This is a genomic window from Streptomyces sp. NBC_01006 (assembly GCF_045162725.1).
Lineage (GTDB): Bacteria > Actinomycetota > Actinomycetes > Streptomycetales > Streptomycetaceae > Streptomyces.
On the sequence record NZ_CP108700.1, the window covers coordinates 8,017,752 to 8,030,330 of the forward strand.

Annotated in this window: 9 protein-coding genes; 5 read left to right on the forward strand and 4 right to left on the reverse strand. The window is 72.2% G+C overall.

Annotation, left to right across the window (positions count from 1 at the left end; translation table 11 throughout):
• Positions 1–80: 80 nt before the first annotated feature.
• A complete protein-coding gene (locus OG509_RS36395) occupies positions 81–1,442 on the reverse strand; it encodes a cytochrome P450 (RefSeq protein WP_406186835.1) in 1,362 nt (453 codons plus the stop codon).
• A gap of 22 nt (positions 1,443–1,464) precedes the next feature.
• Entirely contained in the window at positions 1,465–2,502 is a 1,038-nt protein-coding gene (locus tag OG509_RS36400) for a terpene synthase family protein (protein ID WP_406186836.1), read from the reverse strand.
• Between the two features lie 523 nt (positions 2,503–3,025).
• Here OG509_RS36400 and OG509_RS36405 point away from each other — a divergent pair.
• Positions 3,026–3,478 carry a hypothetical protein gene (locus OG509_RS36405; RefSeq protein ID WP_406186837.1) on the forward strand — a complete coding sequence of 151 codons (453 nt, stop codon included), beginning with the start codon at positions 3,026–3,028 and terminating at the stop codon, positions 3,476–3,478.
• 38 nt (positions 3,479–3,516) lie between these two features.
• Here OG509_RS36405 and OG509_RS36410 read toward each other — a convergent pair whose 3' ends face one another.
• Positions 3,517–5,244: a PQQ-binding-like beta-propeller repeat protein gene (locus tag OG509_RS36410; RefSeq protein WP_406186838.1), complete on the reverse strand. Its 1,728-nt coding sequence runs from the start codon at positions 5,242–5,244 to the stop codon at positions 3,517–3,519.
• Between the two features lie 103 nt (positions 5,245–5,347).
• Complete coding sequence (locus OG509_RS36415; RefSeq protein ID WP_406186839.1) at positions 5,348–6,157, reverse strand: dienelactone hydrolase family protein; 810 nt, start codon at positions 6,155–6,157, stop codon at positions 5,348–5,350.
• Positions 6,158–6,593: 436 nt separating this feature from the next.
• Between OG509_RS36415 and OG509_RS36420 the strand changes: the two genes are divergently transcribed.
• From OG509_RS36420 to OG509_RS36435, 4 genes are all read left to right on the forward strand, one after another.
• Positions 6,594–7,979, forward strand: a complete 1,386-nt coding sequence (locus OG509_RS36420) for a lipase family protein (protein ID WP_406186840.1) — start codon at positions 6,594–6,596, stop codon at positions 7,977–7,979.
• A 19-nt stretch (positions 7,980–7,998) separates the two neighbouring features.
• Entirely contained in the window at positions 7,999–9,471 is a 1,473-nt protein-coding gene (locus OG509_RS36425; protein ID WP_406186841.1) for a hypothetical protein, read from the forward strand.
• 95 nt (positions 9,472–9,566) lie between these two features.
• On the forward strand, positions 9,567–11,657 hold the full coding sequence (locus tag OG509_RS36430; RefSeq protein ID WP_406186842.1) for a SpoIIE family protein phosphatase: 2,091 nt from the start codon (positions 9,567–9,569) through the stop codon (positions 11,655–11,657).
• Positions 11,658–11,673: 16 nt separating this feature from the next.
• The gene (locus tag OG509_RS36435) at positions 11,674–12,285 is read left to right on the forward strand and encodes a nucleoside/nucleotide kinase family protein (RefSeq protein WP_406186844.1); all 612 of its coding nucleotides are present in this window, start codon (positions 11,674–11,676) and stop codon (positions 12,283–12,285) included.
• The last annotated feature ends 294 nt before the right edge of the window (positions 12,286–12,579 follow it).

Consider the following 12,579-nt stretch of genomic DNA (forward strand, 5'->3'; position numbering starts at 1 on the left):
CCTCTGCTGGCTTTACGCGGGCTGTGACGGCGGGTGATCCCTGAACTCGCCTTGAAATGCGCGGAATCGATCAGATTCCGTCAATGGCGTGAAACGGGGATCATCGGAAGCTCGCTGGGCTGGGGCATCCCCGCCGGGAGTTCCCGTACCGTCACCCCCGGAGCGGGTACCAGTCGCCACCGCGAGGCCACCGTCGCGACGGCGGTCAGTATCTCCGCCACGGCGAACGTATCCCCGATGCACTTGTGCTGGCCGGCGCTGAACGGGATGTACCGGTGCGCGCGCGGCTGCTCGTCCGCGTTCTCCTCCCACCGGTCCGGATCGAACACCGTGGGATCGCGGAACAGTGCGGGGTCGCGGTGCAACGCGTACGGGCTGTAGGCGAGTTCGGCCCCGGCCGGGATCGAGACCCCGCCCAGCGTGAGCGGGACCAGCGCCCGCCGGGTGAACAGCAGCGGCGAGTGGAGGCGCAGGGCCTCCTGGAACACGTGGTTGGCGTACGGCAGTTGGGCGATGTCGGACGGGCGGACGCGGCGCGTGCCCACCACCGCGTCGACCTCGTCGTGCAGACGCCTCTCCACGTCGGGGTGGCGGCCGACCTCGTGGAAGACCCAGGACAGGGTGGTCGCCGAGGTCTCCGTACCGGAGAACAGGATGGCGATGACCTCGTCCCGCACCTGCTCGGGGCTCATCGTCGTGCCCGTCTCCGGGTCGACGCTCGACAGGAGTAGGGACAGGAGGTCGTGGCGCCCCTCCTCCCCGGCCTCCTCGGCGGCGTACTGCGCGATCACCTGGTCGATGATCCCCCGCAGCCGGGCGGCGGCCGTGTCGAATCGCCGGTTCAGCGGTATGGGCAGCCGGTCCAGGGATTTGGGCATGACCGCCCGCAGCAGCATCCCCTCCAGGACGATCGGCAGCGAGCGGTGCACCTCGGCGATGGCGGGCCGGCTCAGGTCACCCGAGAAGATCATCTCGGCCACCGAGGACAGCGCGTACCGCCGCGCCTCGGTGACCATCGAGATCTCCCGGCCCGCCGTCCACGACGCCGTCATCTCCTCCGCAGCCCGGCTCATCACCTCGGCGTACTCGGTGATGTGGCTCCGGTGGAACGCCGGCTGGATCATCCGGCGCTGCTTGCGGTGGAACTCGCCGTCCGTCGTCACGATGCCGTTGCCGAACATCGGCCGCAGCCTGTCAAAGACCCGGCCGCGCCCGAACTTCTGTGCCTGCTGCACCAGTACGGCGTGGACGTGGTCCGGGCTCGTCAGTACGTGGACGGGCCAGGTGCCGATGTCGAGCCGCACGATGTCGCCGTGCTCACGCAGCGATTCGAGGAAGGCGATCGGCTGCCGCCACAGGGGGACGGCGTGGCCCAGGAGCGGTAACCGCCCCGGAGCCGCCGGTGCGTGGACCGCAGGGCCGAGTTGTTCCGTACGGGCCATGGGTCGACTCCCTGTCATGCCGTCATGCCACCGAAACGAGGTCCGGGCGGGTGTACGCGGACTCCAGCCCGGCCGCGAACCGTTCGTCGCTGTACCGTGTGCACTCGTAACGCTGCCACAGATCGGCGCCGATCATCCAGTCTTCGTAACTCCGCACGCAGCGGGTGATCGCCGTACGCATCGATGACTCCATCTCCCCATCGGCATCGATGACTTGAAACAGTCGTCGTTCCGCCGCCACGTAGTCCTCTATGCGGACTTGGATGCGCGCCTCGACCGACCGGACGGCCTCCGGAAGCGAACGTCCTTCCCAGGAGGCGATGAGGGAGACCAGGTTGTTGTTGTCCCCGCAGGCGTGCTCCTTCGGCAGCGAGAACACGTCGTTGCCCCACGAGATGATGTCCACGGCGCTCTCCACGACCGCCTGGAAAACGGGGAGGTCGTGGACGTGCTGCGGCAGGTCGATTCCCAGTCCGGCTTCCACCATGTCCATCATCGGCAGCAGTTGGGAACTGTGCCGGCGCATCAGTACGTAGTCCTGGATCGAAGGGCGCCTGGCGGCCCCGCGATTGCCCGCCTCCTGGTCCAACGAGTGCAGCATCTTGGGGACATGTGTTCGGTATCGGGCCGCTGTGCCCGCGGACATGCCGTCCAGGATCCGGTCGCACAGCTCGATGAATCCGCCCACCAGTGGATTGTGGCGCGATGACGACCGTGAGGTCCTGCCCGTGGCCAGGTACTCGGTGATGGCATCGGTGACGGGCCGCCAGGCGGCAAGTTCACCCGTCCTGATGAGGTGGTCGTGCTGATCGTCCAGGACGAACGACCAGGCCATCCACTCCGCGAGCAGCACGATGGTCTCGTACGGCACCTCGCCGCTCACCCGGCCCGCGAGGTGTCCGCAGCCGATCGCCGTGAACTGCTCGGCGGCATCGGTGACGAGCTCGTGGCCCAACGCCCATGACGTGGCCTCGGCGTTGGCCCGTGCGGCCAGTGGATGCTTGGAGTTCCCGAACGGAAGGTGGAAATCGGGAACAGGGAATGGGTCGAGACGGGCCATTGATCCCCCCACGGAAGAGTCGGATTCGCCAATACCCGCTCAATGTACGATCGTCATGACACACGCAATTTCGGAGCGGCCCCCGCCGCCGCGGCGTCGTCACGGCCGCACACTCCGCAACTGCCGGAAAGAACCGGTCAGGATCCGACCAGAACCCGTCCGCACACGACTACATCAGGCCACCCGTGAAGTAATTAACCCTCAGGGCGCAGCGCACTGTCAATGTAGAAAGTGCGGAGATACTGCATTCTCCCTGCAATTACGCAAGGAATATCTCCGAAGGGTATGCGGGCGGCATAGTCCCGGCTATTCGGAGGGGAAGCCTCCGGATCGGCCGGTCGTCATGGACGTCTTCCGGCCACTCGTCGAACCGTTGGAACGGCCGCCTGCGAACACGGTTGGCGGTGGCGCCTGTTGAAGGTGGGGCGGGGGCGCCGTCCGTCGGTGGCCGAAGAGCGCCGTGGAGGTGCGGGGCACTCCCTACACTTCGGGAGGACGAGGCCGTCCGGGAGGGGCGGGGAACATGATCGAGCACCATGCGGCGGACTCGGGCGACGGCGAGGAGGCCGATGTCCTGGGGCCCTACCTCGAACTCCTGCGGGGGCGCCTGAGCGGCGAGCGGTTCGAGGTGCTCATCCGAGCCGTCCAGACCACCTGCGCGCTGCTCGCCGACGGCCGCGATGCCGTTCTCGAAGTGCCGGGAGACACCGATCTCGCCCCCGACCTGCAGTGCGAGTACCTGTCCCTGATGGCCGTGATGATCACGGGACACCTCGACCACCGCCTCGTCGAACTGGCCGCCCCCGACGGCGGCAAGGGCTGGGCGGTCGTGGACAACACCCGCCCGCGCCAGGAGCCCGCGCTCGCGGGGTCCTTGTCCCCGTGCGACGCCGCCGAGCGGGCGTGGATCGCCAGGGAGCTCGACGGCATCGCCCGCGCCTCGGACGACCCGGGCGGCGGGAGCGCACGAGGCTGACGCAGCACGCCAGTTGTTGTCGGTGTCCGCCCCTTCGCCTACCGGCCGAAGGAAAGGATGGCGTGGGACACCTCCGACGGCTTGGGGCTGTACACCCGGCCGTTGAGCAGGAAGAGCCGTCCGCGCGCCCAGGCCAGGCGCACCATGTTGGGGTAGAAGACGGATTGGGCTCCCTTGGTGCCTTCCGGGCTCGCCAGGACCACCTGCGGTTCGCCGCCGGTCGCCACCGGGAGCGCCGCGACCGCGCCCGCCGCTTGGGCGCCGGGCTGGATATAGACGAGGAGCTTGCCGTCCTCGACGGCCAGCGGCCACATGGCGCGGTCCTTGGGTGCGGTCGCATGCCATTTCTCGGCACCGCTGTTCAGATCGACCGCGACCACCTCGTCCGTCGCGTCGATGCCGAGGCTCGTGCCGGGCTTGCCCGCGGCGATGTAGAGCGTGTCGGCGTCGACGACGGCGCCGACGCAGCCGTGCAGGTCACCGCTTCCGTCCCCCCATCCGTTGCACCGGCCGGGGACCCCGAACCTGGACTCGGTCTGCGAGCGGATCTTGCCCTCGGCCGTGAAGGCCGTGATGTTCCAGACCTTCCGGTCCGAGTGGTACGCGGCCACGACCAGGGGGTCCACCGAGTAGATCCGGCCGAGGTTCCAGCCCTTCTCGTACTGGTAGTTCCACTTGGGCGCGCCCGTCGCCGGATCGGCCTCCTCGATCATGGTGCGGGACTTGCCGGCGTCGTTCGGGTCGGGGCAGTTCCGTACGTTGATCAATTTGGCCCCGCCGCCGCCGACGGCCGCCGGATAGCACGCACCCGTCATCGACGTACCGAAGAGCTTGTGGCCGTCGGTGACCGAGAAGCCGCTGACGACGGCCGACCGGGCGACCGCGACGGTGTCCCCGGCGATCGCCAGCCTGAACTCGACCGCGGTGTCATAGGAGTTCTCCTGCGGCACCTCGACCTTCCACCCCGCCTTGCCGGCGGTCAGGTCGATCTGCTGGAGGTGGGTGCAGCGGGCGCCCTCGCCGTCGCTCGACTTGACGCCGACGACCAGTTTTCCGTTCGCGGACGGGGCCGGCGCGACTCCGCACAGCGGGCTCCCCAGCGCGACCTTCCACTTCTCCCGGCCATCGGTCACCGCATGGGCGGTGACCTCCTTGAACATCGCCCTGACCACCACGTCGCCCACTCGCCACGGGCCGTACTGCGAGGTCCCGGAACCGGGGACTTCGCTCCTGTTCTCACTCAGCCAGACCGGGGCCTCGCCCGGCTTGATCCCGGCGTTGAGGTCGGACACGTCCGGGCCGCCGCCCGAGCCCTTGCCGTCGCCCTTGTCGACCGAGGGGGAGCCGGACGGCGTGGCCGATCCCGTACCCCCTGCCCCGGCCACCGGCTTGTCGCGGCCGGTCCCCACCACGGCGTACACGCCGCCGCCGATCACCAGCAGGCCCGCCACCAAAGCCGCGATCAGCGCGGCGGGCCGGCCCCGGAGCGGGCTCCTGCTCGCCCTGCCCGGCGCGGGCTGCAACGGGCCGCCGAATCCCGGCTGTTGCCCCGGAAGGCCGTGAACACCAGGTGGGGGAGGCGGCAAGGGCGCGGGCTGCGGCTGCGCGTACGGGTTCCCCGGCAGGGGTCCGGAACCGGGCACCGGCGCACGGTAGTCGGAGCCGTAGCCGGGCTGCACGGCAGGCGCCGGAGTGGGGCCTGCCGGCTGCCCCGCGGGCCGCGGCTGGTCAGGGTCGGGCAGTTCGTCGAGGTCGTGACCGGTCATGGTGCAAGTGTTGCCGGTGAGCCAACCCGGCCGGAACACGTTTCTGGACGAATGGTTGTCCGTCCAGCCGTCCAGCCGTCCAGCCGTCCAGCCGTCCAGCCGCTCAGCCGCTCAGCCGTGCGTGCAGGAACGCGGTGACCTCCGCGCGCGCCCTCAAGGCCGGGTGGTCCTCCGGGGTTTCGCGGACCTCCAGGGTCAGCACCGCGTGGGCCTGCCGCCCGAAGCCGTCGCCGTTGCCCGGAGCCGAGCTGAGCCGGATGACCTTGAAGGCCTCGCCGAGCCGGGAGCTCAGGGTGTCGAACCGCTCCTCGGGGGCCATCCAGTCCTCGCTGAAGCGAAGCCCCATGATGCACAGGCCGTTGTTCCGGGTGCGCTCGACGACGCGCTGCAACTCGTCCTCGGAGACACCGGCGTCCGCGCGCCGGGCGGCGGTCAGCGCGATCGGGGCCGACGGCTGGCTCATCACGGGGGCCAGAACGACGTCGTCCACCGCCGCGGCCAGGGCGAAACCGCCCGTGAAGCAGAGGCCGATGACGCCGACCCCGGCGGCGGGAGTACGGGCGGCGAGGTCCCGGGCGAGGGCTCTGAGGTAGTCGGCGACGGGCCGGCGGGCGTTCGTGGCGAAGGCCCGGAACTCCGCGGACACGCAGATGCGGGCGAAGACCGCCGCCGTCCGGGCGAGGGACAACGGCTTGCCGGGCGTGCCGAACAGCGAGGGCATCACGACGGTGAACCCCTCGTCCACCAGGTGTTCGGCGAGGCCGAGCACCTCGGGCGTGATGCCGGGCAGCTCCGGCAGGAGCACCACGCCCGGCCCCTCGCCCTTCTCGAAGCAGTCGTACGTGAGCCCCTCGGCGGAGAAGGGAGCCCGGCTCCAGCCGGCGAGGGTGGAAGTCGGTGCGGTGCCTGTCATTGCCCCTGCTCTCGGTCGGGTCCCGGCGTCGGCAGCCGACTGTACGCCGCGTCCATGCCAAGCGGGCTGCCGGGCGGCCGGACCGGGCTGCGTCAACAGCGAGGGGGCCCGGTCATCCTCCCGGAGCCGCCCAACCCCGCCGGGTGAACCGGGCGCCCGCCGGATCCGCCCAGGCCCGTGGGCACTGGTCCGGGAGGGGGCCCGGGGCCGGCTCCGTGCGGGGACGAGAGGCGCGCACGGAGCTCCGGCCGCGCGGAAAGGATCACATTCGATGCCACGATTCCCCCGCACACAGCGGGCAGGCAAGGCTGCGAAGCCGTTCACAGGGATGAGAGGTACGAAAGTGGCGCCTCAGGTGGTCGACGAAACGGCTCAGCGTCTCCCCGCGCGGAGGGACCCGGGGACCGCCGCCCCGAGCGCGGCCCCGGCCGCACCCTTGCGCGTACCCGCCCCCACCGCGCCCGAACCGGACCCCGAGCGGATCGACGCCGAACTCCTCATCGCCGCCTCGGTCCTGCTCGCCGACGCGGCCCTCACCGCCAAGCAGTCCGGCGCGGAGCTGACCGGCGCGATGTTCAGCTGGCGGTTCGGGCTGGAGGCGCTGCGGCGCCCCGGCTGGGCCTTCGGTACGGCCGTGTCCTGCACTCGGGCGCTGACCGGGTCGGCCGGCCTCGGGTTCGGGGCGAACGGGGGCTTCATCGGTGAACTCCTCCGGATGAGCGGGAACATGACGTACCGTCGGCCCGCCAAGGTGGCCATGGCGGTGGACGCCTTCGCCCTGCGGATCAAGGCGGCCGCGATCGACCACCCCAATCTCGGCGCCCCGGCCGCCCGCCGCCTCACCGACGCGATGGTGGCCGGGAACCGGCTGGAGGCGGCGCGGGCGATGCGCGCGCTGATCGAGCTGCTCGGTGTGACCCGCGCCCTGACCACGGTGAGCCCCGTGATCATGGAGCTGATGGCACTGCTCGGCATGCTCGACGAGAACCCGGTCAACGACGACTTCTCGTGGGTGACCCTCGCCGGAGGCGTGCCGACCACCGATCCGTTCCTCGGACTGCCCAGCTCGGTCCTCAAGTTCCTCAACCCCGGGCCGGGCCGCGCCGAGCGCACCGAGCCGGACCCGATCCTCGCCAAGGTGCTCGCCACCTCCCGCAACGACATCGTGAGCTACGTCAACGACATCGGGGCCCTCGGCAACCACGGCCTGGTGCTGCTGCGCCGCGTCGAGTGCACCGACGGCGCCGTACGGTACGTACTCCTGCTGCCCGGCACCAGCTTCGGGCTGCTCAGCAACAGCACCCCGCAGGACCTGGTCGGCGCGCTCGACGGACTGCTGCGCACCGACACGACGTACACCCGCGCGGCGAAGAAGCTGCTCCGGCGGGCCGGGGTGCCCACCGGCTCGGAGCTCATGATCGTCGGGCACAGCCTGGGCGGGATGACCGCGATGAACCTCGCCTCCGACGTGGAGGTCTCCGCCACCTACCGGGTCACCCACGTGATCGCGATCGGCTCCCCGATCGACAGCAAGCGGCCCGCCGACCACACCACCCGGGTGATCAGCCTCGTCAACAAGCACGACGTGATCCCGGGACTGGACGGGCGCGGACCGGCCTCGCCCCACGACATCCCCGAGAACTGGGTCGAACTGGCCTGGCTGGACGAGTCGTATGACTACCCGCTGTCGCACGCCCCGCAGGCGTACTCCGACGCGCTGCGCGGGGAGTTCACGCCCTACCGGGACCGGGTCAACAAGCTGATCACCGAGTACGACGGCGAAGTCGTCGGCAACCAGCCCTACATGCTGCGCGACAAGTGACCACAAGGGAGACCGACCGATGACCACTGCCGACACCCCGGCCACCGCGGCGCGACGTCCCGCCACGGCCTGGACCCTGGAGAACGCCGTGTTCAGCGCGGCGATGGTCGCCCAGCGGCTGCCCTGGGTGGACGCCCCGGCCCGCGCCCTCGGGCTGGACATGCTGACCCGGGACGGGGTGACACGCGGGCTGCTGGCGTTCCTGCGGCGCACCCGCTCCGGCCGCCCGGTACAACTGAGCACCCCCTTCGGGCCGTTCCTCCTGCCCATGACCGCCGCCGACGCGGCGGGCCTGCTCGCGGCAGCGGACGAGGCGGGGGCCCTCGCGCCCGCGGTCGGCCTCACGGCCGGCGGCCAGCGGTACGGCCTGTCGCCGCACGTGCCGCTGCCCCGCGACGCGGCCGTACCGGCCGCCGAGCTCGGCACCCTGCTGGCAGGGGACGTGGACCGGGTGATCGCGGCCCGGCGCGGGGACGGCACGCTGGAGTGGCACGACTGGCAGCGCGGCATGCAGCGCCTCGCCCGGCGCGTGGTGGCGGGCGCCGCGGCCGTCGAGGACACACTGCTCAGCGAGGTGCTCGCGGCGGCGACGACCGCCGCCGACAGCAGGTCGTACGCGGGCCGGGCCGAGGCCCTGTGGCGCCGGCTGGCACCGTACCTGGCCGACCCGGACCCCGCCTCCCTGGCGGGCCGGCTCCTGGCCCAGGGTCCCGGGCACAAGGGCAGTGATCCGGACGCCGCGGGACCGGCCGTCGCGCACGCGCTCGCGCTGGTGTCCCGGGCCGCCGCCGAGACCGTGCTCCAGGCGCTTGCCCTGCTCGCCGTGGGCGCCGCCGCCTCGTCGGAAGCAGCCGTGGCCGAAGCGCTGCGCCGCTGGCCGCCGGTGGCCGCGGCCGTGTACCCCGTACGCGCGGACTTCGTCTGGCAGGACCTGGCGGTCGGGGCCGGGACGGAGATCCTGCGGGTGCCCGGCTGGCTGCGCGGCCTGGACGGCGAGGACCGCCCGGACCCGGCGGGGAGCCCGGGGATGCCGCCGCTGTGCAGAGCCCCGACCGGGTGCGCGGCGACGCGGTTCGCGGCACTCGTCGCCGAGCACATCGTGCGCGCCGTCACCGAGGCGGTCCGCCCGCTGCTGATCGCCCCGACGTTCACCGCGGACCGGCTGCCGGACACGCTCGATCCGCGGACGCTGGTGGTGGCGCTGGAGGACCTCACCGCCCGGGAGGGCGACGGGCGGGTGACGGTGACCCTGCCGACGGCGGTGCCCGTCTCGGCCTTCGGCTACGCCCCGGCCGCGTACGGAGCCCTCGCGCACGCCAGCGCCGACCGGCTGGAGCGGCACGCGCAGAGCCTCGCCGCCTGCGCCGGGAACAGCGGCTGGAACACCGACGAGGAGGGCGAGCGGTTCCGCATGATCCTGCTGGACCACGCCGAGCGCTGCGCCACGGCCGCCGACGGCGTACGGCAGGCGGCGAAACGGCTGACGGACTGACGGGCCTGCCGGCACGGGCCGGCAGGCCCGCGCTGACGGCGCCGGGAAGCGGCCCCGGGTGCACCGGGCGACCATGGGGGTGTGGAAGGTGCGCCATGACCGAGCAGATACCCATCGAGGATCTGATCAGCAGCGCCGCCCAGGACGCCGGAGGCTGGCTCGGCTCCCTGCCCGTGGCGCAGCTGGCCACCGGCGCCGACGGCACGATCGTGCGCTGGAACCGCGTGGCGCAGGAGCTGCTCGGCTACGCCCCGCCGCAGATCGTCGGCCGCCACATCGCCGACCTCCTGCACCCGGGAGCCGACCGCAGCCTCGGCCGCGCCCTGTGGGAGACCGCCGTCACCGGGCGCGGCGTGATGGGCACCGTGACCGCCTGGCACCAGGACGGGCACCCGGTGGAACTGGAGATCTGGGCCTGCCCGGTGCCCAGCCGGCGGCACGGCGCCTCCGCGGTCCTGGTCTTCGCCGCCGACGCCCACGCGGCCCGCCGGATCCGGGGATCGTCGGCGGTCTGGGACGGACTGTTCGCCCGCTCGCCCGTCGGCATCGCCATCCTCGACACACAGCTGCGATTCCTGCAGGTCAACCCGGCCCTGGAGGCGATGAACGGCCTCCCGGAGTCCGCCCACATCGGGCGGCGCCTCGTGCAGGTCCTGCCGGAGGTGAACGCGGATGACATGGAGGACGCGATGCGGCAGGTCCTGGCCACCGGGGAGCCGGTGCTGGACCGCCGCCGCTCGGGGCGCACCCCCGCGGACCCGTCGCGCGACCGGGTCTGGTCGTGCTCGTACGTCCGCGTCGAGGACCCCGGCGGCCGCCCGATCGGCGTGATCGCCTCCCTGCTCGACATCACCGAGCAGCAGCGCGACCACATCGAGGCCGAGGCCGGCCGCCGCAGGCTGGCTCTGCTCAGCGAGGCCAGCGTCCGCATCGGGGCGAGCCTGGAGCTGGAGCGCACCGCGCAGGAGCTGGCGGACCTCGCGGTACCGCAGCTCGCCGACGCCGCCACCGTGGACGTACTGGACACCCTCGCGGGCGGTGACGAGCCCGGCCCGGGGCTGGCCGGGGGCGTGGCCCTGCGGCGCCTGGGCAAGGCCCCGCTGACCGGCTCCGCCGTGATCGGCATCCTGGCCCCGCTGGGCAGGACCCTCGTCTTCCCCGCGGCCGCCCCCTACACCCTGGCCCTGGCCGCCCGCAGGCCCTTCCTGATCGCGCACCTGGACGAGCAGGCCGTCTCCTCCGCCGCCCGCCACACGGGCAAACCCGCGCAGCTCCTGCCCGTCGGCGTGCACTCGTTCATGATGGCGCCGCTGATCGCGCGGGACCTCGTACTCGGCGTCGCCACCTTCTACCGCACCAGCCCCGTCGGCCCGTTCGGACCCGACGACGTCACCCTCGCCGGCGAGCTCGCGGCCCGGGCCGCCATCAGCATCGACAACGCGCGCCTCTACCACCGCGAACACGAGACCGCCGTCATCCTCCAGCGCAGCATGCTGCCCCAGCACATCACCCCGCCGCCCGGCATCGAGGTCGCCCACCGCTACCTGCCCGCCAGCGACGTCAACGAGATCGGCGGCGACTGGTACGACGTCCTGCAGCTCCCCGGCGGCAAGGCCGCCCTGCTCATCGGCGACGTCATGGGTCACGGCATCGCGGCCGCGGCGGTCATGGGACGGCTCTCCGCCAGCGTGCGCGCCCTCGCCCGGCTCGACCTCGCCCCCGAGGCCCTGATGCACCAGCTGGAGGCGACCCTCGACGACCTCGCCGATCCGATGATCGCCACCTTCCTGTACGCCGTGATCGACCCGGAGACCGGCCACTGCCGCATCACCCGCGCCGGGCACCCGCCGCCCGCGACCGTCACCCCCGACGGCACGGTCCGCCTCCTCGACCTGCCGCCCGGCACCCCGCTGGGCGTCGGCGGGACCGCGTACTCCACCACCGACGTGACCCTGTCCCCGGGCAGCCTCCTCGTCATGTACACCGACGGCCTCGTCGAGGCCCGCGGCAGCGACATCGACGAACGCCTGGCCGAGCTGACCCGCCTGCTCGCCGAACCCCCGCACTCGCTGGACCACTTGTGCGACTCGCTGATCACGCACCTGGTCCCGGCGTCCGCGGACGACGACATCGCCCTGCTCGTCGCCCGCGTCGGCACCGACCCCCACACGCCCCCGCCTCCCTGACGGGCAGGATGGGGGAATGGAGTTCACCGAACTGGAGGAGCGGGCCCGCGCGCTCGCGGCCTCGGGCGAGCGCCGGATCCTCGGCATCACCGGACCGCCCGGAGCAGGCAAGTCCACCCTCGCCGCCCGCCTCGCGCAGGCGCTCGGGCCCGAACGGGCCGTGGTCGTACCGATGGACGGGTTCCACCTCGCCCAGGCCGAACTGGAGCGGCTGGGACGGGCCGACCGCAAGGGCGCCCCGGACACGTTCGACGCCGCCGGGTACGCGGCGCTGCTGGCCCGGCTGCGCACGCCCGCGGCCGCCGCGGTCTACGCCCCCGCCTTCGACCGGTCGCTGGAGGAGCCCGTCGCCGGGAGCATCCCCGTCGACCCGGCGGTACGCCTGGTGATCACCGAGGGCAACTACCTGCTGTACGAGGCGGGGGAGTGGGCGGCGGTACGGGCGCTCCTCGACGAGGTCTGGTTCCTCGCGCCCGACGACACCCTGCGCGTACGGCGGCTGGTCGACCGCCACGTACGCCACGGGAAGGCGCCGGCCCGTGCCGAGGAGTGGGTGGCGCGCTCGGACGAGGCGAACGCCCGGCTGATCGCCGCCGGCCGGACCCGGGCCGACCTGGTGGTCGAGTAGGGGCGTACGCGGCGGGAAGGGGGGCGCGCAGCGGATCAGATGCGCCATTTCCCGAAAGATTTCCGTCGACAGCCGTGCACATTCGGGCGTGTTTTCCGATGGGGTGGTGTTGGGGGAGCGGCCGGTCCGACCGGCCGCTGGATGTGGGGGGCAGGCATGCCCGTTCCGTTCACTCACCGGAAGGCTTCCCGCCGACGTGATTCCTGTCCAGACCTTCACTCCCGTGCTGATACTCGTCGCTTCCCACGCTTTCGACGCCGTCCGCAGACACCCGCGCCTGGCGGGTGCGAGGAC